The sequence below is a fragment of the Enterococcus mediterraneensis genome (assembly GCF_900604485.1).
Lineage (GTDB): Bacteria > Bacillota > Bacilli > Lactobacillales > Enterococcaceae > Enterococcus_C > Enterococcus_C mediterraneensis.
In genome coordinates, this window is record NZ_UWOP01000001.1 from 1,448,167 (window position 1) to 1,470,627 (window position 22,461).

Here is a 22,461-nt window from a genome sequence, read left to right on the forward strand (position 1 = left end):
CGATTGATTTATACCGCCATCTCAAAAATAAGGGGTGTAAGTGTATGAAAAAAGTATTGACGATTGCAGGATCTGATTCCACTGGTGGAGCTGGATTACAAGCGGATTTGAAAACATTTGAAGAATATGGTGTTTTTGGTTTCTCAAGTATCACTTCTATCGTGACGATGGACCCGACAGCTGGCTGGTCTCATGATGTGACCGAATTGCCGGCTGAGTTATTGAAGAAGCAATTGGTGTCGGTTTTTGCCGGCGGTCCAGTTGACGCGTTGAAAACAGGAATGATGGGAAACGAAGAAAATATTCAAACAGCCAGTGAATTTATCCAGCCCTATAAAGTAGAAAAAATCGTGATCGATCCGGTGATCGCCTGTAAAGGAACAGCAGAGATCTTACAGCCGGAAAGTGTTGAAGCAATCAAAAAATATCTCTTGCCGCAAGCGCTAGTCACTACCCCCAATTTAGTAGAAGCAGGGATTTTGTCTGAGATGGGGGATTTGTCTTCTATAGAAGATATGAAACAAGCTGCCAAAAAAATCCATCAATTAGGGGCGAAAAATGTCGTAGTCAAAGGTGGGCATCGATTAGGTGGAGAAAAAGCCATTGATGTGCTGTATGACGGGATCACTTTTCATGTTTTAGAAAATGAATTGTATCAGACAGACTTTAATCATGGGGCGGGCTGTACGTTTGCTGCGGCGATCACTGCAGGTTTAGCGAAAGGATTATCAGTTGAAAAAGCAGTGACCGCTGCGAAAAAATTTGTAGCAAAAGCCATTGAAAATGGTGTTCGGATCAATCCATATGTCGGACATGTTTGGCATGGAGCTTATAATCAGGCAGAAAATCGAATGGAAAACTGACGCTTGTAAGGAAACTTGAACAAGAAATCCACTGTTGAAGACTTGATTTCTTAAGAAGATATAAGAAATAAAATTATTGAAACTGAGTACATTAAAGAGCTAGAATGATTTTCCGATTTTGTTGAAAAACTGTTGCTTGTTTTGCAGCAGTTTTTTTATTTTGAAGAGCGAGATCTCCAGTAAGATTATCGTCGCTATCAATGAAAACGCTTATAATAAAAAAGCGGAAAAACCTTGATTTTCCAATAAAAAATGCTTGCTATCAGCTTTCATCTGTACTATAATCAAAAAGGTGCTGTTTACGTATAGTCGTAAAGCGCATTGGCAGAGAGAAAAAAATCTGCCGGCTAAGAAACGAGAGGTTGCGACACGCCCGGACGCTTTGCCATGGACGAGCGTGACGGAAATTTTCGTGGAGCTATGTCTACTTTTCAAAATAGGCGAAGGAGGGAAAATAATGGCAAAACAAAAAATTCGTATCCGTTTAAAAGCGTATGAACATCGTATTTTAGACCAATCAGCGGACAAAATCGTTGAAACAGCAAAAAGAACTGGAGCTAGCGTGTCTGGTCCAATTCCATTGCCAACTGAACGCAGTCTATACACTGTGATCCGTGCGACACATAAATACAAAGATTCACGCGAACAATTCGAAATGCGGACACACAAACGTCTAATCGACATTGTGAACCCAACACCAAAAACAGTTGATGCTTTAATGAAGCTAGACTTGCCATCCGGTGTAAATATCGAAATCAAACTATAATCAAATTAAATTAAGATGGAGGTGTAATCATGACCAAAGGAATCTTAGGGAAAAAAGTGGGAATGACACAAATCTTCACTGAATCTGGTGAATTGATTCCAGTTACTGTTGTAGAAGCTACACCAAACGTAGTCCTACAAGTAAAAACAATGGAAAACGACGGCTACGAAGCAATTCAAGTCGGTTACCAAGATATGCGTGAAGTTTTATCAAACAAACCTGCGAAAGGTCATGTTGCAAAAGCAAACACGGCTCCTAAGCGCTTCATTCGCGAATTCAAAGATGTTGAGCTTGAGGGGTTAGAAGTAGGATCAGAAATTAAAGTTGATGTTTTCCAAGCTGGAGACATTATTGATGTTACAGGAACTACAAAAGGTAAAGGATTCCAAGGCGTTATCAAACGTCACGGACAAAGCCGCGGACCAATGGCTCACGGTTCTCGTTACCACCGTCGTCCTGGATCAATGGGTCCAGTAGCACCTAACCGGGTCTTCAAAAACAAACGTCTTGCTGGTCGTATGGGCGGCAACCGCGTAACTATCCAAAACTTGGAAGTTGTACGTGTTGATGCTGAACGTAATGTTATCTTGATCAAAGGTAACGTGCCAGGCGCGAAAAAATCATTGATTACCATCAAATCAGCTGTGAAAGCTAAATAAGTAGATAGGAAGAAAGGAGGAACTAAGGAATGCCGAATGTAGCATTATTTAAACAAGATGGAAGCCAAAATGGCGAAATTACTTTAAACGAAGAAATCTTCGGAATCGAACCTAATGAATCAGTTGTCTACGATGCAATTCTTATGCAACGCGCTTCATTAAGACAAGGAACACACGCAGTGAAAAACCGCAGCGCTGTTCGTGGCGGTGGCCGCAAACCATGGCGTCAAAAAGGAACAGGTCGTGCCCGTCAAGGTTCAATCCGTTCACCACAATGGCGTGGAGGTGGCGTAGTCTTCGGACCAACACCACGTTCATACAGCTACAAACTTCCTAAAAAAGTTCGTCGCTTAGCAATGAAATCTGTATTGTCAGAAAAAGTTGCTTCAAACAACTTGGTTGCTGTTGATGCTTTAAGCTTTGACGCACCAAAAACAAAAGAATTCAAACAAGTTCTTGCTAACTTGTCTATTGACTCTAAAGTCTTAGTCGTAGTAGAAGCAGAAAACGATTTTGCAGCACTATCCGCTCGCAACCTTTCAAACGTTTCTGTAGCAACTGCAGCTAACGTAAGTGTCTTGGACCTTGTTTCTAGCGAAAAAGTGTTAGCAACTCAAACTGCTCTTACTCAAATTGAGGAGGTGCTTGCATAATGAACTTACTAGATGTAATTAAACGCCCAGTAATCACTGAAAAATCAATGCTTGCGATGGACGAAAAGAAATATACTTTCGAAGTAGACACAAAAGCAAACAAAACTTTAGTGAAACAAGCTGTTGAAAAAGCCTTTGATGTAAAAGTTGCCAATGTCAACATCATCAACGTGCGTCCTAAATTCAAACGCATGGGTAAATATGCAGGATATACAAAAAAACGTCGCAAAGCTGTTGTGACATTGACTCAAGATTCAAAAGAAATCCAAATCTTTGACGCTGAATAAGCATCAATAACTACTATTAAATAGGAGGGAAACAGACGTGGCGATTAAAAAGTACAAACCTACCTCAAATGGTCGTCGTAACATGACAAGCTCTGACTTTGCTGAGATTACTACTTCAACTCCAGAGAAAACATTGTTACAACCATTGAAAAACAACGCCGGACGTAACAACAACGGTCGTATTACTGTACGTCATCAAGGCGGCGGACACAAACGTCAATACCGTGTGATCGACTTCAAACGTAATAAAGACAACGTTGTTGCAACTGTTAAAACAATCGAATACGATCCAAACCGTTCTGCTAACATCGCGTTAGTTCATTACGAAGATGGAGTAAAAGCATATATCTTAGCACCTAAAGGATTAGAAGTCGGCATGACTGTCGTTTCTGGACCAGATGCAGATATCAAAATCGGGAACGCACTACCACTTGAAAACATTCCAGTCGGTACTGTTATCCACAACATTGAAATGAAACCAGGAAAAGGCGGTCAATTGATCCGTTCTGCCGGTACAAGTGCTCAAGTACTTGGTAAAGAAGGCAAATACGTATTGATCCGTTTGAACTCCGGTGAAGTTCGCATGATCTTGGCTGCTGCACGTGCAACAATCGGATCTGTTGGTAACGAACAACACGAATTGATCAACATCGGTAAAGCTGGTCGTTCTCGTTGGATGCGTAAACGCCCAACTGTTCGCGGTAGCGTAATGAACCCTAACGATCACCCACACGGTGGTGGTGAAGGTAAAGCACCAATCGGACGTAAAGCTCCAGTATCACCTTGGGGTCAACCTGCACTTGGTTACAAAACACGTAACAAGAAAGCAAAATCAGACAAACTTATCGTTCGTCGTCGCAAAACTAAATAATTTCTTTGACCATGTGTCACATATTTTGAGAGGAGGTACACCATGGGCCGCAGTTTAAAGAAAGGACCTTTCGTCGATGACCATTTGATGAAAAAGGTCGAAGCACAACAAGGCGTTGAAAAGAAAAAAGTGATCAAAACTTGGTCTCGCCGTTCAACAATCTTCCCAAGTTTTATCGGATTCACTATCGCTGTTTATGATGGACGCAAACACGTACCAGTTTACATCCAAGAAGACATGGTAGGACATAAATTAGGTGAATTTGCACCAACCAGAACTTATCGTGGCCACGCTGCCGACGATAAGAAAACAAAACGCTAATTTGAGGGGAGGATAACCAAATGGCAGAACAAATCACATCAGCTAAAGCAGTTGCGAAAACAGTTCGTACTTCTCCTCGCAAATCACGTCTTGTAATTGACTTAATTAGAGGGAAAAGCGTTGCTGAAGCAATTGCTATCTTGAAATTCACACCAAACAAATCTGCTGGAATCATCGAAAAAGTTTTGATGTCCGCAGTAGCTAATGCAGAAAATAATTTTGACTTAGATGTTGAAAACTTAGTAGTTTCTGAAGCTTATGTCAACGAAGGACCAACAATGAAACGTTTCCGTCCACGTGCAAAAGGATCAGCTTCTCCTATCAACAAACGTACAAGTCATATTACTGTAGTCGTATCAGAAAAATAAGGAGGGACAATCAGTGGGTCAAAAAGTACATCCAATTGGAATGCGTGTAGGCATCATCCGTGACTGGGATGCAAAATGGTATGCTGAAAAAGAATATGCCGACTTTCTACACGAAGATTTGAAAATCCGTAAATTTATCGCGAAAAAACTTGCTGATGCCGCTGTGTCGACTGTTGAAATCGAACGTGCAGCAAATCGCGTCAACGTTTCAATCCACACAGCTAAACCAGGTATGGTTATCGGTAAAGGCGGATCCGAAGTCGAAAACCTAAGAAAAGAATTGAATAAATTAACTGGCAAACGAATCCACATCAACATCGTGGAAATCAAAAAACCAGATCTAGATGCTAAATTAGTAGGCGAAGGAATCGCACGTCAATTAGAAAACCGTGTTGCTTTCCGTCGTGCTCAAAAACAAGCGATCCAACGCACAATGCGTTCAGGCGCTAAAGGTATCAAAACACTTGTTTCAGGCCGTTTGAACGGTGCCGACATCGCTCGTTCAGAAGGTTATTCAGAAGGAACTGTTCCTCTTCATACTTTGCGTGCCGATATCGACTACGCTTGGGAAGAAGCAGATACAACATACGGAAAACTAGGAGTTAAAGTGTGGATCTATCGTGGAGAAGTTCTTCCAACTAAAAAGAACACTGAGAAAGGAGGGAAATAATCATGTTAGTACCAAAACGTGTAAAACACCGTCGTGAATTCCGTGGTAAAATGCGCGGGGAAGCAAAAGGCGGCAAAGAAGTGACTTTTGGTGAATACGGCTTACAAGCAGTTGAATCTCACTGGATCACTAACCGCCAAATCGAAGCAGCCCGTATTGCTATGACTCGTTACATGAAACGTGGTGGGAAAGTATGGATTAAAATTTTCCCTCATAAATCTTATACTGCCAAAGCGATTGGGGTACGTATGGGATCTGGTAAAGGGGCACCTGAAGGTTGGGTTTCACCAGTTAAGCGTGGTAAAATCATGTTTGAAATCGCTGGAGTACCTGAAGAAGTTGCTCGCGAAGCATTACGTCTTGCTTCTCACAAATTACCAGTAAAAACTAAGATCGTAAAACGTGAGGAAATGGGTGGTGAATCGAATGAAGGTTAAAGAAATCAGAGAATTAACCACTGCCGAAATGCTTGATCAAGAAAAACAATTAAAAGAAGAATTGTTCAATCTTAGATTCCAATTAGCAACAGGTCAATTAGAAAACACTGCACGTATCAAAGAAGTACGTAAATCGATTGCACGCATCAAAACTGTATTGCGTGAACAAGCTAAGTAATAGTGGAAGGAGGCCATTAAGCGTATGACTGAAGAAAGAAATCAACGCAAAGTTTACCAAGGTCGTGTGGTATCAGACAAAATGGATAAAACCATCACAGTCGTTGTAGAAACAAAGAAAAACCACCCTATCTACGGCAAACGCATGAACTATTCTAAGAAATACAAAGCACACGATGAAAACAACGAAGCAAAAGTTGGAGATATCGTGAAAATTATGGAAACTCGTCCATTATCAGCTACTAAACGTTTCCGTCTAGTAGAAATCGTTGAAAAAGCAGTGATTATCTAATCACACGAGATTTTCCTATATAGATTGAATTGCAAAATCTGAAAGGAGGATACACATCGTGATCCAAGCAGAAAGCCGATTAAAAGTTGCTGACAACTCAGGCGCTCGTGAAATCTTGACGATCAAAGTCCTTGGCGGCTCAGGTCGTAAGACAGCGAATATCGGAGACGTGATCGTTGCTTCGGTTAAACAAGCAACGCCAGGTGGGGTTGTCAAAAAAGGTGACGTCGTAAAAGCCGTTATCGTTCGTACAAAATCAGGAGCTCGTCGTACTGACGGTTCTTATATTAAATTTGATGAAAATGCTGCGGTAATTATCCGTGATGATAATAGCCCACGCGGAACACGTATCTTTGGACCAGTTGCTCGCGAATTGCGCGAAAACAACTTCATGAAGATCGTTTCCCTAGCACCAGAAGTATTATAATAGTCGTTCATTATCAAAGGAGGTGCGAAACAGTAATGTTTGTTAAAAAAGGCGATAAAGTTAAAGTTATCACTGGTAAAGACAAAAACAAAGAGGGCGTTGTGCTAGCAGCGTTTCCTAAGCAAGATAAAGTCATTGTCGAAGGTGTAAACGTCGTTAAAAAACACCAAAAACCTTCTCAAGCTGCTCCTCAAGGCGGAATCGTTGAAGTAGAAGCGCCAATTCATGTTTCTAATGTAATGGTGATCGATCCTTCTAACGGTGAAGCTACACGTGTTGGCTACAAAGAAGTTGACGGTAAAAAAGTCCGAGTTTCTAAGAAAACTGGCGAAGTATTAGATAAATAATCAAATAAAGGAAGGAGGGGCAAAACATGAACCGCCTTAAAGAAAAATATACTAAAGAAGTTGTCCCATCATTGATGGAAAAATTCAGCTATAGTTCAGTTATGCAAGCACCAAAAGTTGAAAAGATCGTTATCAACATGGGTGTGGGCGATGCTGTTTCAAATGCAAAAAATCTAGATAAAGCAGTTGAAGAATTGACATTGATCACTGGTCAAAAACCATTGATCACTAAAGCGAAAAAATCAATCGCCGGCTTCCGTTTACGTGAAGGAATGCCAATCGGTGCGAAAGTTACTCTTCGTGGAGAAAGAATGTTCGAATTCCTAGACAAATTAGTAACAGTTTCTCTACCACGTGTCCGTGACTTCCATGGTGTCAGCAAAAAAGCGTTCGATGGACGCGGAAACTACACATTGGGTATCAAAGAACAATTGATCTTCCCTGAAGTTGATTATGATTTGGTAGATAAAGTCCGCGGGATGGATATCGTTATTGTAACAACTGCAAACACAGATGAAGAATCTCGTGAATTGTTGGCACAATTAGGCATGCCATTCCAAAAATAAAAAAAGGAGGCGAACTACGTGGCTAAAAAATCAATGATTGCTAAAAACAAACGTCCTGCAAAATTCTCAACTCAAGAGTATACTCGTTGCGAACGTTGCGGCCGTCCACATTCAGTTTATCGTAAATTCAAACTTTGCCGTATTTGCTTCCGCGAACTTGCCTATAAAGGTCAAATTCCCGGCGTGAAGAAAGCTAGCTGGTAAACAATACTCGCATAAAGGAGGTAAATCATCTAATGGTCATGACAGATCCAATCGCAGATTTTCTAACTCGCATTCGTAATGCCAACATGGTAAAACACGAATCTTTAGAAGTACCTGCTTCAAAAATCAAACGCGACATTGCTGAAATCCTTAAAAAAGAAGGATTCGTCCGCGATGTTGAATATATCGAAGATGACAAACAAGGCGTGATCCGCGTATTCCTTAAATACGGAAGAAATGGTGAGCGTGTTATCACTAACTTGAAACGTATTTCTAAACCAGGATTACGTGCTTATGTAAAAGCTGACGAAGTACCTAAAGTATTGAATGGTTTAGGTATCGCGATCATCTCAACTTCTGAAGGTGTTGTCACTGATAAAGAAGCAAGAGCAAAAAATATCGGCGGCGAAGTTGTCGCTTATGTATGGTAATTTAAATAATACACAAGGAGGTGTCTTCAAGTGAGTCGTATCGGTAATAAAATCGTCGTTCTTCCTGCTGGCGTTGAAGTGAAGCAAGATGGCAACGTCGTTACAGTTAAAGGACCTAAAGGTGAATTGACTCGTACTTTCTCTTCTGATATCAAAATGAATATCGAAGGAAACGAAGTAACATTCACACGTCCAAATGACAGTAAAGAAATGAAAACAATCCACGGAACAACACGTGCGAACTTCAACAACATGGTTGTTGGTGTCAGCGAAGGTTTCCAAAAAGGATTAGAACTTATCGGGGTTGGGTACCGTGCTCAATTACAAGGTAAAAAACTTGTATTGAACGTTGGTTACTCTCACCAAGTTGAGATCGAAGCACCAGAAGGCGTTGAGATCGAAGTTCCTTCTAATACACAAGTATTGATCAAAGGAACAAACAAAGAACATGTTGGCGAATTAGCAGCGAACATCCGCGGCGTTCGTCCTCCAGAACCTTATAAAGGCAAAGGTATCCGCTATGTTGGCGAATATGTACGCCGTAAAGAAGGTAAAACTGGTAAATAATCGTAATCATTTACGATTCGCGGCTTAGGCCAGCTTAAACAAAGAGGTGACAATTGTGATTTCAAAACCAGATAAAAACAAAACACGTCAGAAAAGACATCGTCGTGTACGTAACAAAATCTCTGGTACTGCTGAGTGCCCACGCTTGAACGTTTTCCGTTCTAACAAAAACATCTACGCGCAAGTAATTGATGACGTAGCGGGTGTGACGCTAGCAAGTGCCTCTGCCTTGGATAAAGAAATTTCAGGTGGAACAAAAACAGAACAAGCACAAGCTGTCGGTAAATTAGTCGCAGAACGTGCAGCAGCAAAAGGTATTAAAGAAGTAGTCTTTGACCGTGGTGGATACCTTTACCATGGCCGTGTAGCAGCTTTAGCTGAAGCAGCTCGCGAAAATGGACTAGAATTTTAGGAAAAGGAGGAACACCATTCATGGTTTATATCGATCCAAAACACTTGGAATTAGAAGACCGCGTGGTTGCGATCAACCGTGTAACGAAAGTTGTTAAAGGTGGACGTCGTCTGCGTTTCGCAGCTTTAGTCGTTGTCGGTGACAAAAACGGACACGTTGGTTTTGGTACTGGTAAAGCACAAGAAGTTCCAGAAGCAATCCGCAAAGCAATCGAAGACGCTAAAAAACATTTAGTTGAAGTGCCAATGGTTGGTTCAACAATCCCTCATGAAGTCATCGGTGTATTCGGTGGCGGACGCATCTTGATGAAACCTGCTGTAGAAGGTTCTGGGGTAGCCGCTGGTGGACCAGTTCGTGCCGTCTTAGAATTAGCTGGAGTAGCTGATATTACATCAAAATCATTAGGCTCAAATACACCAATCAACGTTGTTCGCGCAACTGTTGAAGGTTTGAAACAATTGAAACGTGCTGAAGAAGTTGCAGAACTTCGCGGCAAATCAGTTGAAGAATTGATCGGATAAGGAGGACGAAAATAATGGCTGAATTAAAAATTACTTTAAAACGCAGTATTATCGGACGTCCTCAAAACCAACGGGACACAGTAAAAGCGTTGGGTCTGAAAAAAGTGAACAGCACTGTAGTAAAACCTGCTAACGATGCAATCAAAGGCATGGTCAACACTGTTTCTCACTTAGTGGACGTTGAAGAAATCTAAGAAACAAAAAAAGTTACTCTGATTAAGGAGGTGCCAAACCTATGAAACTTCATGAATTAAAACCTGCAGAAGGTTCTCGTCAAGTACGTAATCGCGTTGGACGTGGTACGTCATCTGGTAACGGTAAAACAGCTGGACGCGGTCAAAAAGGACAAAAAGCACGTTCAGGCGGTGGTGTACGTCTAGGGTTTGAAGGGGGTCAAACTCCATTAGCCCGTCGTTTGCCAAAACGCGGTTTCACTAACGTTAACCGTAAAGAATACGCTGTTGTTAATCTAGACGCGTTGAACCGCTTTGAAGACGGAACTGAAGTAACTCCAGTTGCTTTAGTTGAAGCTGGAATCGTGAATAACGAAAAAGCTGGAATCAAAGTCTTAGCCAATGGAGAATTAACGAAGAAATTAACTGTGAAAGCAGCTAAATTCTCTAAAGCAGCAGAAGAAGCAATCGTTGCTGCTGGTGGATCAATCGAGGTGATTTAATGTTTAAATTGCTGAAAGACTCTTTTAAGGTCAAAGACATTAGATCGAGAATATTCTTTACCGTATTTGCTTTATTCGTTTTTCGTCTGGGTGCTCAAATTACAGTTCCCGGCGTAAACGCCAGCAGATTACTGAGCTTAGCAGATCTGCCTTTTCTAGGCATGCTGAACATGGTCAGCGGTAGCGCTATGCAGAATTTCTCTGTCTTTGCCATGGGGGTTTCACCATACATTACAGCTTCTATCATTGTGCAACTATTGCAAATGGACATTGTTCCAAAATTTGTCGAATGGTCAAAACAAGGGGAAGTCGGCCGCAAGAAGCTGAATCAAGCGACTCGTGTGTTGACATTGATTCTTGCTTTTGTCCAATCGATCGGGATCACCGCAGGATTTAATGCGTGGACGCAATTAGGTTTTGTTGAGAATCCCAGCGTCAATACGTTTTTCGTCATTGGATTAGTTCTGACTGCCGGCACGATGTTCGTGACTTGGCTGGGAGAACAAATCACAGAAAAAGGTATCGGTAACGGTGTATCGATGATCATTTTCGCGGGGATCATTTCCGGACTTCCTGGCGGGATCAAAGAATTGTTCGAAGATTACTTCATCAATATCGATCCTTCAGATATCTGGAAATCAGTGATTTTCGTGATCGTTTTACTGATTGCGGTCTTGATCGTAGTTACTTTAGTGACTTATGTTCAACAAGCGGAACGTAAAATCCCGATCCAGTATACAAAAAGAATAGCCGGTGCTCCAACCAGCAGTTACCTTCCTTTGAAAGTAAATGCTGCCGGGGTTATCCCAGTTATCTTTGCCAGTTCATTCATCGCAACACCTAATGCGATCTTGCAGGCATTAGGCGGCTCTTATCGCGGAGACGGCTGGTATGACACATTGATGCAGATCTTTGATTACAGTACCATCCCAGGTGCTACAATCTACACTGTATTGATCGTCGCCTTTACATTTTTCTATGCATTTGTGCAAGTAAATCCAGAAAAATTGGCGGAAAACCTGCAAAAACAAGGAAGTTATATTCCGAGTGTTCGTCCAGGAAAAGGAACGGAAGAATATGTTTCACGCCTATTGATGCGTTTGAGTGCTGTCGGTGCACTGTTCTTAGGACTAGTTGCATTGCTGCCGATCGTCGCACAAATGGTTTGGGATCTTCCGCGAAACATTGGATTGGGCGGAACAAGTTTATTGATCGTTATCGGTGTCGCTCTTGAGACTGCTAAACAGCTCGAAGGGTTGATGTTGAAACGGAAATATACTGGCTTTATTAATTAGAGTGAAGAAGGTGTGTTGAGGTTTTCCTCAACACCATTCTACAACTTACAGGAGGAGTAATTATGAACCTCGTTTTAATGGGATTGCCGGGGGCCGGAAAAGGCACTCAAGCTGAACGTATCGTAGCTGAGTATCAAATTCCACATATTTCAACAGGTGATATGTTTCGTGCCGCAATGGCAAACGAAACAACTCTTGGCCTGGAAGCAAAATCATACATGGACAAAGGCGAATTAGTACCAGATGAAGTAACTAACGGTATCGTTAAAGAACGTTTAGCTGAACCTGATACTGAAAAAGGCTTTCTATTAGATGGTTTTCCTCGGACACTAGAACAAGCTGAAGCGTTGGATCAAATGCTTTCAGAACTTGGCAAAAAACTAGATAATGTCATTGAGATCCATGTCCCTGAAGAAATACTCGTTGAACGTTTAGCTGGTCGCTTTATTTGCCGCAATTGTGGCGCAACGTATCATAAAATCTTCAATCCTACTAAGGTGGAAGATACGTGTGATCGCTGTGGCGGACATGAATTTTATCAACGAGAAGATGATAAGCCTGAGACGGTCAAAAATCGTCTAGCTGTCAATGTAAAAAGTAGCGAACCCATTTTAGCTTACTATAAAGAAAAAGGTTTGCTGCAGTCTATTGATGGTAATCGTGAAATCGATGCTGTATTTACAGATGTAAAAGAAATCATCGAGTAACGAATCGATTGCCCGCAACCGACTTGCAGTGTTAAAACTTTCTCTTGCTAAGTATGACAAACTATGATAAAATATGTCAGTCCGACTTTTAGGCTCATACCTAAAAGTGTTTTTTGAGAAACTAGGTGGGAACTGGCAGTTTCCGCCGTTTTATCGTGTGAAAATGCGAAACAAGTACAAGGAGGTACTGTGCGTGGCAAAAGAAGATATGATTGAAGTCGAAGGTACAGTCGTCGAAACTTTGCCGAATGCAATGTTTAAAGTCGAGCTAGAAAACGGACACCAAGTTCTTGCAACTGTTTCTGGAAAAATCCGTATGCACTACATCCGGATTCTGCCTGGAGATAAAGTAACGGTTGAATTATCACCGTATGACTTGAACCGTGGCCGTATCACGTATCGCTTTAAGTAATTGTACTCCGTAAAACCACAGGAGGTATTATCATGAAAGTAAGACCATCAGTAAAACCAATGTGTGAACATTGTAAAGTAATTCGTCGTAAAGGACGCGTTATGGTGATTTGCCCAGCAAATCCAAAACATAAACAACGTCAAGGATAATCGGAGGTGTAACAAAATATGGCTCGTATTGCAGGAGTAGATATTCCTCGTGATAAACGTGTAGTCGTTTCACTTACTTATATCTATGGTATTGGTAACACGACTGCTCAACAAATTTTAGCAAACGCTGGCGTTTCTGAAGATGTTCGCGTACGTGATCTAACAAACGAACAAACAGACGCTATCCGTGCTGAAGTTGACAAATTAAAAGTTGAAGGCGACCTACGTCGTGAAGTCAACTTGAACATCAAACGTTTGATGGAAATCGGTTCATACCGCGGAATCCGTCATCGTCGTGGATTGCCTGTTCGCGGACAAAACACAAAAAACAATGCACGTACTCGTAAAGGCCCGTCTAAAACAGTGGCAGGCAAGAAAAAATAATTCCTAAGTGAAGGAGGTTAAAACTTCATGGCAGCAAAAAAAGTGAGTCGTAAACGCCGTGTCAAAAAGAATATTGAAGCAGGTATCGCGCATATCCATTCAACATTCAACAATACAATCGTAATGATCACTGATACTCATGGAAATGCTTTAGCATGGTCATCAGCTGGTGCATTAGGTTTTAAAGGAAGCAAAAAATCAACACCTTTTGCCGCTCAAATGGCAGCAGAAACTGCTACGAAAGCAGCAATGGAACACGGATTAAGAACTGTTGAAGTAACAGTTAAAGGGCCTGGTTCTGGACGTGAAGCAGCAATTCGTTCATTACAAGCCGCAGGTTTAGAAGTGACTGCAATCCGTGACGTGACTCCAGTTCCTCATAATGGATGCCGCCCTCCAAAACGCCGTCGTGTTTAATGAGTGCTGCTCATTTTGAGTTCTACCATTACGTCATTGAACAAGACACTTTTCGTTTTGAAAGGGGTAAAAGATAAGAATGATTGAATTCGAAAAACCAAGAATCGTAAAAATTGATGAAGAAAAAGATTATGGCAAATTCATCGTTGAACCTCTTGAAAGAGGCTATGGGACTACATTAGGTAATTCCCTGCGTCGTATTTTGTTGTCTTCTTTACCTGGTGCAGCGATCACTAGTATTCAAATCGATGGCGTGTTACACGAATTCTCAACCATTAAAGGTGTGCGGGAAGATGTTGCACAAATCATCTTGAATATCAAAGGTCTTGCATTAAAGATGTACACCCAAGAAGAAAAGACCCTTGAAATCGATATTACCGGTCCAGCCAATGTAACAGCTGGCGACATTATCGTGGACAGTGATGTAGAGATCTTGAATAAAGATATGTACATCTGCAGTGTGTCTGAAGGTGCGACATTCCATGCGCGTCTAACAGTCAAACCTGGTCGCGGTTATGTTCAAGCAGACGAAAACAAAAAAGAGGATATGCCAATCGGTGTTCTTCCAGTTGATTCAATCTATACACCAGTTCGTCGCGTTAACTACCAAGTAGAAAACACACGTGTTGGTCGTAGAGATGATTTCGATAAATTAACGATGGAAATTTGGACTGACGGTTCAATTTTACCGTTAGAAGCAATGAGTCTGGCTGCGAAAATCATGACTGAACATTTGGATATCTTTGTGAATCTGACAGATGAAGCGAAAAACGCTGAAATCATGATCGAAAAAGAAGAAACACAAAAAGAAAAAATGTTGGAAATGACGATCGAAGAATTAGACTTATCTGTTCGTTCATATAACTGTCTAAAACGTGCAGGAATCAATACTGTACAAGAATTGACGAATAAATCCGAACCAGAAATGATCAAAGTGCGTAACTTAGGCCGTAAATCTCTTGAAGAGGTTAAAGCAAAATTACATGATCTAGGTTTAGGATTACGTAAAGACGATTAAGACTGTTTACGAAGGATGCTGGTTTGAATTTCAAACCTGTATACGGAGTGAAAACGAAGGAGGGAAACCCACGTGAGTTACCGTAAATTAGGACGCACATCTAGCCAACGTAAAGCGATGTTGCGTGATTTAACAACTGATTTAATCATTAACGAACGTATCGTGACAACTGAAGCACGTGCTAAAGAAGTTCGTTCAACAGCTGAAAAAATGATCACTTTAGGAAAACGCGGAGATCTACATGCACGCCGTCAAGCGGCAGCTTTCGTTCGTAACGAAGTCGCAAGTGTGCGTGAAGAAAACGAAGAAGTTGTTATTGAATCAGCTTTGCAAAAACTATTCAATGATATCGCACCTCGTTACACAGATCGCCAAGGCGGCTACACACGCATCTTGAAAACAGAACCAAGACGCGGAGATGCTGCACCAATGGTTATCCTAGAACTTGTTTAAAATCACACTTATCATCACTTTATAGATGTTCTTTATGAGTGTTATGATGTTGGAGGCGACTCCGAGTCTAGCTCAGCGCTGCATCCCGAGAAATCGGGATGCAAGCACTCATCATAAAGTGCTTTTTTTTTACCCTCGATTAACTGTCATGACAGTTAATGGCGCGTAAAAAAAATCAATGAGATAAGAAAGATTGAAATCTCCATGTTTTTTTGATAGATTTAGTAGGAATAACGAGAGGGATAGGAGCTAGTATGAAGCCGATTATTGAAGTACAAAATATTAAATTCAGCTATGACCCTGAAGAATTAGCACCTGCATTGAACGATATTTCATTTACTATCCAAAAAGGTGAATGGGTAGCGATCGTAGGACATAACGGTTCAGGAAAATCAACTTTGGCGAAAACCATCAATGGCTTGATCTTGCCGCAATCCGGCACAGTCAAAGTCGGCGATCTGGTATTGAATGAAGAAAACATCTGGAATATCCGCAAAATGGTTGGCATGGTCTTCCAAAATCCTGACAATCAATTTGTCGGTTCGACTGTTGAGGACGATGTAGCATTTGGGATGGAAAATCAAGGTGTTCCTCGAGAAGAGATGCTTGTACGAGTAAAAGAAGCTGTAGATCAAGTTCGGATGACCGATTTCATGAAACGGGAACCAGCGCGTCTTTCTGGCGGACAAAAGCAGCGGGTAGCCATTGCCGGGATCGTTGCACTGCGTCCAGGGATCATTATTTTAGATGAAGCCACAAGCATGTTGGATCCAGAAGGTCGTGAGGAAGTGATCGCCACGATCAAAAAGATCAAAGAACAAAATGACCTGACTGTTTTGTCTATCACCCATGATATCGATGAAGCGGCCAATGCCAATCGGGTCTTGGTGATGCGTCAAGGACAACTAGTCGATGAAGGGACACCGGAGAAAATCTTTTCCGCAGGGCCAAAACTGATCGAACTGGGATTGGATCTGCCGTTTCCGGAAAAATTAAAAGCCGCGCTGAAGGCCAAAGGTATTTCTGTACCGGCTGAGTATCTGACGGAAGAAAGGATGGTGGAATGGCTATGGACATCCATTTTGAAAAAGTAGACTTTACCTATCAGCCGCAAACCCCTTTCGAGCAGCGTGCATTGTTTGATATCGATCTGGATATCAAAGCAGGTTCGTATACCGCCATAGTTGGACATACAGGAAGCGGGAAATCGACACTATTGCAGCATCTGAATGCTCTGTTGAAACCGACAAAAGGGACCGTAAAAATCGGTGATCGTACTATCACTCCTACGACTGATAATAAAAACTTGAAACCGATCCGTAAAAAAGTCGGGATCGTGTTCCAATTTCCTGAAGCGCAATTATTTGAAGAAACAGTTGCTAAAGATATTGCGTTTGGACCGAAGAATTTCGGTGTTTCTGAAGAAAAAGCATTGGAACTTGCCAAAGAATATTTGAATCTTGTGGGATTAAGTGACGAATATTTGGACCGTTCTCCCTTTGATTTGTCTGGAGGTCAGATGAGACGGGTAGCGATCGCTGGAGTTTTAGCGATGGAACCGGAAGTCTTGGTCTTGGATGAGCCGACAGCAGGATTAGATCCTAAAGGCCGTAAAGATATGATGGAGATGTTCGATCGATTGCATGAAGAAAAAAATCTGACGATCATCTTGGTTACGCACTTAATGGATGACGTAGCTGAATATGCTGACTATATGTATATTTTAGAAAAAGGTCATATGGTAAAATGCGGATCACCACAAGAAGTTTTCCAAGATGTAGAATGGGCCAGAAAAAAACAGATCGGGGTACCCACTGCAACGGATTTTGCATTGCAATTGGCTGAAAAAGGCTTCCATTTTGATCAACTGCCAATTACAGCCGCGGCATTAGCTGATGAGATCGCAGCACAAGGAGGCTTTGCCCATGATGAATAAACTGATTTTTGGCCGTTATATTCCTGGCGATTCCATCATCCATCGCTTAGATCCGCGGGTCAAGTTGATCGCCAGCTTCTATTTTATCGGGATCATCTTTTTAGCGAATAATTGGCAAAGCTATCTGTTTTTAGGTGTATTCACCCTAGGCAGCATCTTGCTTTCAAAAGTTTCTATCAAGTTCTTTATTCGGGGCGTTAAACCTTTGATATGGCTGATTTTATTCACTGTCGCACTGCAGATGTTATTTACAACTGGCGGCGAAGTGTATTGGCGTTGGGGAATCTTTAGTATCACTGAATTCGGAGTGATGAACGGGATCTTCATTTTCTGCCGTTTCATTCTGATCATTTTCATGTCGACGCTGTTGACATTGACGACCGCGCCATTGGAATTGTCTGATGCCATTGAGTATATCTTGCGTCCATTAAAAGTCGTTCGCTTTCCTGTCCATGAAGTTTCGTTGATGTTGTCGATCGCGTTGCGTTTTGTACCGACATTGATGGATGAAACGGAAAAGATCATGAATGCGCAACGAGCTCGCGGTGTGGATTTTGGTGAAGGAAACCTTGTACAAAAAATGAAAGCTGTCATCCCATTGTTGATCCCGCTGTTCGTCAGCAGCTTCAATCGTGCGGAAGATCTGGCGACAGCGATGGAAGCCCGCGGGTATACAGGCGGCGAAGGACGGACGAAATATCGCAAGTTGGCTTGGCATGCAAGAGATACTTGGGTAGTAGTAGTCTTTGTCGCGGTAACGGCAGCACTGATTTTTTTGAAAAATTAAAAAATGGAGCAGAAAGATGCGATTGAGAAGTCAATCCTGATCCAAAATATCTAAATGACAAACCGGTATTTGTAAAATTACGGGATGTAAAGAACTGCTGTACTGCAAAAGTACACAAATTCGTTTGGATATTTTGTCAGCAGGTTGAGTATATGACGATCTTCTGCTCTTTTGTTTGTAATCTAGTTTGGTTAAAAGGAGAGACATTATGTTTCGATACAAAGCGATCATCGCCTACGATGGTACGAATTTTAATGGGTTTCAGCGTCAGCTGAATGGCCGGACGGTACAAGGGGAGTTAGAAAAAACATTAAGCAAAATGGCAAACGGACAGGCGATCATCGTCCAAGGATCAGGACGAACAGATGCTAGAGTCCATGCGTTAGGACAAGTGATCCATTTTGATTTTCCAGAGAAGAGACCATTGGAACGGATGCGTTTTGCGTTAGATACGCAAACACCGGAAGATATTGCTGTCAAAGAAGTGGAGATAGTTGATGAGACATTTCATGCCCGCTATCTAGTCCAGGAAAAAACCTATCAATTCCGTTTGGATATCGGTAAGCCGCGCAGTCCGTTTCGTCGACACTATGCCAGTTATTATCCATACCCTTTGGATCTTGAAAAGATCCAGCAAGCACTGCCGGACTTTTTAGGAACACATGATTTTACTTCTTTTTGCGCTAGCGGCAGTTCAGTGGAAGATAAAGTCCGGACGATTTATGAAGCGAAGATGACAATAGCAAACGAAGATGAAATCATCTTTACCTTTAGAGGTGATGGTTTTTTATATAAAATGATCCGAATCATAGTGGGAACACTTTTGAAAATCGGTAATGGCCGCTTGCCGGCTGATTCCATCCCGAAAATCATTGCGGCAAAAGACCGGAATCAGGCAGGACCTACTGCCCATCCGGAAGGGCTGTATTTAGTCCATGTCGGCTATGAAGCACTGGATAATGAATAAAACAGAAGCATTGAGCTGTCTTGCGGCAGTTCAATGCTTCTGTTTTTTTTATTTCTTTAATGATTTTTGATAGAAATAATCAAATATCCCGAAAAGCAGGATACAGCCAAAGAACAGAACAGTACCGATCAAAAATCCTTGCGGCAGATAAGAAAATGCGATGGTATGCTGGCCTTTAGGAACCTTGATACTGACAAACGCATCTTGGAAGGCGGTGATAGGGACTTTTTTGCCGTCAATTGTCGCCTGCCAGCCTTTATCGTACGGAATAGTAGTTACCAAGAGTTTTTCTTCTGACGCATTCACGCGGCCTTCAGCGTTGCGTTTGCCGACGTCTAGAGCAACACTTTGTTCTTTGATACGATCGACAGCTGTTTGGTACGCTTCAGTATCCAGTGTCACTACTTGCGGGTTTTGGAAACCAACTGTTTTTGTGCCATAGAAACTTGCGGTGAATTGTAATTTCGTCGCTTCTTCATAATAGCCGAGGTCATAATATTGACCAGTGATATTGATTTGAGATTTGCGTTGCTGACCGTTAACGGAAATCGTAACAGTCGAACTTTCCAGTTGGGCGAAATTTTGCGGATACAAGCTGAGATAAGCTTGTGAATGGGCAGGCACATCTACTTCCCATGTTATATCTTTAGCGATATTTTCCTTTTGCTCGGTGAAGATTGTATAGATTCCATCATAACTGATATCTGTATTGTCAGTTTGTAAAATCGAGAGCGGTTGGAAATGGAAATAGGTTTCCTGCAGATCCGCTAAACCATTAAAAAGATTGGTCTGACTGGAAAGATTGTCATTAGCCGGCTGGGAGATCTTATTTAGATCCGGTGATGCCATAAAAGCCAGCGGCAATGCGTTTTTATTTTTATACAGTTGATACTCTTTTGTCTGATCCTCCATAGTAAATCCGTATTTATTGACAGGTTGTTTGCTGAGGTTATATTTTACGCCTAAAAAACTGTCCATCAATAACGTATTGTTGGCATAGCGGATATTGAGATTGGTTCCTCTCGAACGAAATCCCAAACGGTCAAGATAGCTGGATGAATGACGATTGCGGATCGAAGAAAACATGCTGACGCCGCTATAGCCATAGTTGAAACTATCGTTGGCAGAAACGCCATCCAGATTTTCTACCCGAGAAAAAGTCCCGTCTTGTGTTTTTTCCACCAATTTTTTGATATCAGGATAAGGATCGCTGTAAAGGCTGCGAGAAGCGTAATTCCAATCGTTTAAAATACCGCGAATCATTCCGTTTGTATTGACTGTCATCTCAAAAGAGGCGGTAATCAACACCAGCATGACGAACATCGTCTTTGAAAATCCCCGCAACCGATGAAGACCGAAGATCAAAAGATACAACAGCAAAAAGAACATACTCAATACAAAAGAAGAGAATTTGATGTATTCATAACTTCCCGTAGGACGAATCCCAAACGCCAGACAGAACAATGCCATCTGGATCAAAATGATCCCTAACAGGCGACTGGAAGCTTTTTGATCCTGCTCCACTTGTTCCCAACCGTATCCTGCCAGCATGATCACTAAAAAGGAGAATAAATAGGCGTAACGGAATAAGAACATATTAGGCGCGTGCATTCCGTGCCAAAATAAATTGAGGGGCACCAGGTAAAAGCTGGCAATCAAAATCCCGAAAAGACCGCCGTAAAGTAATTTTTGCTTTAACGGAGCCTTGGAACAAAAATAAAACAAACAAAGTGCCAATGGCAAAAGTCCCACATAAATGAAAGGGATCGAACCGTATTTTGTAGTGTCATAAACACCGATCAGATTTTTCAACAAGATGTCCAAAAAATCGGTGGCTTCTGTTTTCAATGTAGTGATTTTGCTTAATTCTTCCCCGTTTGTATGCAGATCCAAAACGGCAGGCAAAATAATGATCATTGACGCGCCGCCCGCTAGAAGCGAGGTCAGCGTATAAGGTAGAAAGGCTTTTTTGGTTTGCCGCCAGTTATCGATTAGCCGTACCAAAAAGTACAATGCGGAAAAGATCGCGATCATAAAGCCCATATAAAAACTAGACAAAAACAACAATAAATAGCTGATAAACAGCAATCGCGGTTTGCGCTGTTTGATCAAACGATCGATCCCCAAGATGATCAATGGCAGATAAACGAAGGCGTCCAGCCACATAATGATCTCAGAATGAGCAGTGATGAAAGACATCAGGCTGTAAAAGACAGCCAAAGTCACATGCTGCCATTTATCGAGTCGGAATGTCTGTTGGGCGTAAAACCAAAAGGCTAATCCGGCGCTGCCGATTTTCAAAAGTGTTAAAAAGTAAAGGGCGTCCGGCATCATTTGATTAGGAAAAAGCAAGACTAGCGGTGTAAACAATCCCCCGACATAATAAGAAACCAAGGAAAGATAATTCAATCCCAACGAAGCGTTCCAGGTAAATAAAAAGCTTTGCTTTCCTAACAGAGCGTTGCGGAAGCTGGCATGAAAGTTTGAAAATTGCGAAAAAGCGTCACTGGCCAAAATACTGCGACTGCTTCCCGGAAAAATACCGATCGTCAAATAGATAAAAGCCATGACGGCAAACGGAATAAAAAAACTAGCTAACATATATGGATAATGTCGTTTACAAAAATCTTTGATCGTTAAAAACATAAATTCACCAGATTTCTCTCAGAATGTCTTTTATTTTACCATATTTCTAAAACAAAGAGAAAAGGCGGGAAGGCTCTTTAACAAAAATCCGACCTTTTCTATCAGTTGTTCATTCATTTGTTATTTATTTTTTCTATAATTTATAAAAAACCTTTGTTTATAGGCTTTTACAAATATAAACCGTCTTGACACCTCTTTATAAATAAGGTATTTTTTTAAATATAAACCGACATATTTTATCACCGTTTTGGTGGCACATAGCAAATAAAAAAGAGCAGACAGTATAAATCAAAGCGATCTATACTGCCTGCTCTTTTTTATAGATAACAAGAGAGATGTTATTTTTGGGTAAACAAAAAACCGTTCGGCATACGAACGGTTTGAGTAGGTAAATTAAACGCGCTCAACTTTTCCTGATTTCAAAGCACGAGCTGACACCCAAACTTTTTTAGGTTTTCCGTCGATAAGAACACGAACTTTTTGTAAATTAGGTTTTACTGTACGTTTTGTTGCGTTCATTGCGTGAGAGCGATTATTTCCGCTTTTTGTTTTACGACCTGTAAAGTAGCAAACTTTTGCCATGTGACTATTTCCTCCTTTGCCTTGATGTTGGAGCGCTTATTTGGCTCATACTAACTGAATTTATCATAAATGAGGAGGATTTGCAAGTCTATTTTCTGTGGAACATTGACTTTTTATAGGAAAACATGTAAATTATAGGACGTTGCAAAAGGATGCTCTTCTTTGGGTTTCTTGTGGAGATCCTCCTTTTATT

At 41.4% G+C, this 22,461-nt stretch carries 36 protein-coding genes; 34 read left to right on the forward strand and 2 right to left on the reverse strand.

Going from position 1 to position 22,461, the window contains the following annotated elements; all coding sequences use genetic code 11:
• The first annotated feature begins 44 nt into the window (after positions 1-44).
• The 34 genes from thiD (at position 45) to truA (ending at position 19,040) form a co-directional block, all read left to right on the forward strand.
• Positions 45-863, forward strand: a complete 819-nt coding sequence (thiD, locus tag EFB00_RS07035) for a bifunctional hydroxymethylpyrimidine kinase/phosphomethylpyrimidine kinase (protein ID WP_122646150.1) — start codon at positions 45-47, stop codon at positions 861-863.
• A gap of 457 nt (positions 864-1,320) precedes the next feature.
• Positions 1,321-1,629, forward strand: coding sequence for a 30S ribosomal protein S10 (rpsJ, locus tag EFB00_RS07040; RefSeq protein WP_005880808.1), 309 nt, complete (start codon positions 1,321-1,323; stop codon positions 1,627-1,629).
• 29 nt (positions 1,630-1,658) lie between these two features.
• Positions 1,659-2,288: a 50S ribosomal protein L3 gene (rplC, locus tag EFB00_RS07045; RefSeq protein WP_122646151.1), complete on the forward strand. Its 630-nt coding sequence runs from the start codon at positions 1,659-1,661 to the stop codon at positions 2,286-2,288.
• A 29-nt stretch (positions 2,289-2,317) separates the two neighbouring features.
• Positions 2,318-2,941, forward strand: a complete 624-nt coding sequence (rplD, locus tag EFB00_RS07050) for a 50S ribosomal protein L4 (RefSeq protein ID WP_122646152.1) — start codon at positions 2,318-2,320, stop codon at positions 2,939-2,941.
• Positions 2,941-3,228: a 50S ribosomal protein L23 gene (gene rplW, locus EFB00_RS07055; protein WP_122646153.1), complete on the forward strand. Its 288-nt coding sequence runs from the start codon at positions 2,941-2,943 to the stop codon at positions 3,226-3,228. The genes rplD and rplW overlap by 1 nt, the downstream gene beginning before the upstream one ends.
• 37 nt (positions 3,229-3,265) lie before the next feature.
• Positions 3,266-4,099, forward strand: coding sequence for a 50S ribosomal protein L2 (rplB, locus tag EFB00_RS07060; protein ID WP_122646154.1), 834 nt, complete (start codon positions 3,266-3,268; stop codon positions 4,097-4,099).
• A 42-nt stretch (positions 4,100-4,141) separates the two neighbouring features.
• Entirely contained in the window at positions 4,142-4,420 is a 279-nt protein-coding gene (gene rpsS / locus EFB00_RS07065; RefSeq protein WP_122646155.1) for a 30S ribosomal protein S19, read from the forward strand.
• A 20-nt stretch (positions 4,421-4,440) separates the two neighbouring features.
• Positions 4,441-4,788, forward strand: coding sequence for a 50S ribosomal protein L22 (gene rplV, locus EFB00_RS07070; RefSeq protein ID WP_122646156.1), 348 nt, complete (start codon positions 4,441-4,443; stop codon positions 4,786-4,788).
• Between the two features lie 13 nt (positions 4,789-4,801).
• On the forward strand, positions 4,802-5,458 hold the full coding sequence (gene rpsC, locus EFB00_RS07075; protein ID WP_122646157.1) for a 30S ribosomal protein S3: 657 nt from the start codon (positions 4,802-4,804) through the stop codon (positions 5,456-5,458).
• A 2-nt stretch (positions 5,459-5,460) separates the two neighbouring features.
• Complete coding sequence (gene rplP / locus EFB00_RS07080) at positions 5,461-5,895, forward strand: 50S ribosomal protein L16 (protein ID WP_122646158.1); 435 nt, start codon at positions 5,461-5,463, stop codon at positions 5,893-5,895.
• Positions 5,885-6,073 carry a 50S ribosomal protein L29 gene (rpmC, locus tag EFB00_RS07085; protein ID WP_002288664.1) on the forward strand — a complete coding sequence of 63 codons (189 nt, stop codon included), beginning with the start codon at positions 5,885-5,887 and terminating at the stop codon, positions 6,071-6,073. Before rplP ends, rpmC begins: the two co-directional genes overlap by 11 nt.
• 24 nt (positions 6,074-6,097) lie before the next feature.
• On the forward strand, positions 6,098-6,364 hold the full coding sequence (rpsQ, locus tag EFB00_RS07090; RefSeq protein WP_007207620.1) for a 30S ribosomal protein S17: 267 nt from the start codon (positions 6,098-6,100) through the stop codon (positions 6,362-6,364).
• Between the two features lie 58 nt (positions 6,365-6,422).
• Positions 6,423-6,791 carry a 50S ribosomal protein L14 gene (rplN, locus tag EFB00_RS07095; protein WP_122646159.1) on the forward strand — a complete coding sequence of 123 codons (369 nt, stop codon included), beginning with the start codon at positions 6,423-6,425 and terminating at the stop codon, positions 6,789-6,791.
• Positions 6,792-6,826: 35 nt separating this feature from the next.
• The gene (gene rplX, locus EFB00_RS07100; protein WP_122646160.1) at positions 6,827-7,138 is read left to right on the forward strand and encodes a 50S ribosomal protein L24; all 312 of its coding nucleotides are present in this window, start codon (positions 6,827-6,829) and stop codon (positions 7,136-7,138) included.
• 26 nt (positions 7,139-7,164) lie between these two features.
• Positions 7,165-7,704 carry a 50S ribosomal protein L5 gene (rplE, locus tag EFB00_RS07105; protein ID WP_122646161.1) on the forward strand — a complete coding sequence of 180 codons (540 nt, stop codon included), beginning with the start codon at positions 7,165-7,167 and terminating at the stop codon, positions 7,702-7,704.
• A gap of 18 nt (positions 7,705-7,722) precedes the next feature.
• The gene (locus tag EFB00_RS07110) at positions 7,723-7,908 is read left to right on the forward strand and encodes a type Z 30S ribosomal protein S14 (RefSeq protein WP_016184192.1); all 186 of its coding nucleotides are present in this window, start codon (positions 7,723-7,725) and stop codon (positions 7,906-7,908) included.
• 32 nt (positions 7,909-7,940) lie between these two features.
• Entirely contained in the window at positions 7,941-8,339 is a 399-nt protein-coding gene (gene rpsH, locus EFB00_RS07115; RefSeq protein ID WP_122646162.1) for a 30S ribosomal protein S8, read from the forward strand.
• Between the two features lie 30 nt (positions 8,340-8,369).
• Positions 8,370-8,906, forward strand: a complete 537-nt coding sequence (gene rplF / locus EFB00_RS07120) for a 50S ribosomal protein L6 (RefSeq protein WP_122646163.1) — start codon at positions 8,370-8,372, stop codon at positions 8,904-8,906.
• Positions 8,907-8,961: 55 nt separating this feature from the next.
• On the forward strand, positions 8,962-9,318 hold the full coding sequence (gene rplR, locus EFB00_RS07125; RefSeq protein WP_122646164.1) for a 50S ribosomal protein L18: 357 nt from the start codon (positions 8,962-8,964) through the stop codon (positions 9,316-9,318).
• A gap of 20 nt (positions 9,319-9,338) precedes the next feature.
• Positions 9,339-9,839, forward strand: coding sequence for a 30S ribosomal protein S5 (gene rpsE, locus EFB00_RS07130; protein ID WP_048603325.1), 501 nt, complete (start codon positions 9,339-9,341; stop codon positions 9,837-9,839).
• A 14-nt stretch (positions 9,840-9,853) separates the two neighbouring features.
• Positions 9,854-10,033: a 50S ribosomal protein L30 gene (rpmD, locus tag EFB00_RS07135; RefSeq protein ID WP_122646165.1), complete on the forward strand. Its 180-nt coding sequence runs from the start codon at positions 9,854-9,856 to the stop codon at positions 10,031-10,033.
• A 41-nt stretch (positions 10,034-10,074) separates the two neighbouring features.
• Positions 10,075-10,515, forward strand: coding sequence for a 50S ribosomal protein L15 (gene rplO / locus EFB00_RS07140; RefSeq protein ID WP_122646166.1), 441 nt, complete (start codon positions 10,075-10,077; stop codon positions 10,513-10,515).
• Positions 10,515-11,810: a preprotein translocase subunit SecY gene (secY, locus tag EFB00_RS07145; RefSeq protein WP_122646167.1), complete on the forward strand. Its 1,296-nt coding sequence runs from the start codon at positions 10,515-10,517 to the stop codon at positions 11,808-11,810. The genes rplO and secY overlap by 1 nt, the downstream gene beginning before the upstream one ends.
• A 62-nt stretch (positions 11,811-11,872) precedes the next feature.
• Positions 11,873-12,517, forward strand: coding sequence for an adenylate kinase (locus EFB00_RS07150; RefSeq protein WP_122646168.1), 645 nt, complete (start codon positions 11,873-11,875; stop codon positions 12,515-12,517).
• A 193-nt stretch (positions 12,518-12,710) separates the two neighbouring features.
• Positions 12,711-12,929, forward strand: a complete 219-nt coding sequence (gene infA, locus EFB00_RS07155) for a translation initiation factor IF-1 (RefSeq protein WP_002288695.1) — start codon at positions 12,711-12,713, stop codon at positions 12,927-12,929.
• Positions 12,930-12,961: 32 nt separating this feature from the next.
• Complete coding sequence (gene rpmJ, locus EFB00_RS07160) at positions 12,962-13,078, forward strand: 50S ribosomal protein L36 (protein WP_002288710.1); 117 nt, start codon at positions 12,962-12,964, stop codon at positions 13,076-13,078.
• 18 nt (positions 13,079-13,096) lie between these two features.
• Positions 13,097-13,462 (forward strand): 30S ribosomal protein S13, encoded by a 366-nt coding sequence (gene rpsM, locus EFB00_RS07165; protein WP_122646169.1) that lies wholly within the window; start codon positions 13,097-13,099, stop codon positions 13,460-13,462.
• 27 nt (positions 13,463-13,489) lie between these two features.
• The gene (gene rpsK, locus EFB00_RS07170) at positions 13,490-13,879 is read left to right on the forward strand and encodes a 30S ribosomal protein S11 (protein ID WP_122646170.1); all 390 of its coding nucleotides are present in this window, start codon (positions 13,490-13,492) and stop codon (positions 13,877-13,879) included.
• Between the two features lie 79 nt (positions 13,880-13,958).
• The gene (locus tag EFB00_RS07175; RefSeq protein WP_122646171.1) at positions 13,959-14,897 is read left to right on the forward strand and encodes a DNA-directed RNA polymerase subunit alpha; all 939 of its coding nucleotides are present in this window, start codon (positions 13,959-13,961) and stop codon (positions 14,895-14,897) included.
• A gap of 72 nt (positions 14,898-14,969) precedes the next feature.
• Positions 14,970-15,350 carry a 50S ribosomal protein L17 gene (gene rplQ, locus EFB00_RS07180; protein WP_122646172.1) on the forward strand — a complete coding sequence of 127 codons (381 nt, stop codon included), beginning with the start codon at positions 14,970-14,972 and terminating at the stop codon, positions 15,348-15,350.
• Positions 15,351-15,604: 254 nt separating this feature from the next.
• Positions 15,605-16,444 carry an energy-coupling factor ABC transporter ATP-binding protein gene (locus tag EFB00_RS07185; protein WP_122646173.1) on the forward strand — a complete coding sequence of 280 codons (840 nt, stop codon included), beginning with the start codon at positions 15,605-15,607 and terminating at the stop codon, positions 16,442-16,444.
• Positions 16,420-17,286, forward strand: a complete 867-nt coding sequence (locus EFB00_RS07190) for an energy-coupling factor ABC transporter ATP-binding protein (protein WP_122646174.1) — start codon at positions 16,420-16,422, stop codon at positions 17,284-17,286. Before EFB00_RS07185 ends, EFB00_RS07190 begins: the two co-directional genes overlap by 25 nt.
• Positions 17,276-18,073 (forward strand): energy-coupling factor transporter transmembrane component T family protein, encoded by a 798-nt coding sequence (locus EFB00_RS07195; RefSeq protein WP_122646175.1) that lies wholly within the window; start codon positions 17,276-17,278, stop codon positions 18,071-18,073. The genes EFB00_RS07190 and EFB00_RS07195 overlap by 11 nt, the downstream gene beginning before the upstream one ends.
• Before the next feature lie 208 nt (positions 18,074-18,281).
• Positions 18,282-19,040: a tRNA pseudouridine(38-40) synthase TruA gene (gene truA / locus EFB00_RS07200; protein ID WP_122646176.1), complete on the forward strand. Its 759-nt coding sequence runs from the start codon at positions 18,282-18,284 to the stop codon at positions 19,038-19,040.
• 48 nt (positions 19,041-19,088) lie between these two features.
• On the opposite strand, the gene EFB00_RS07205 is transcribed toward truA, so the two are convergent.
• Positions 19,089-21,686, reverse strand: coding sequence for a YfhO family protein (locus EFB00_RS07205; protein WP_338133839.1), 2,598 nt, complete (start codon positions 21,684-21,686; stop codon positions 19,089-19,091).
• A 393-nt stretch (positions 21,687-22,079) separates the two neighbouring features.
• The gene (gene rpmB, locus EFB00_RS07210) at positions 22,080-22,268 is read right to left on the reverse strand and encodes a 50S ribosomal protein L28 (RefSeq protein WP_122646177.1); all 189 of its coding nucleotides are present in this window, start codon (positions 22,266-22,268) and stop codon (positions 22,080-22,082) included.
• Between the last annotated feature and the right edge of the window lie 193 nt (positions 22,269-22,461).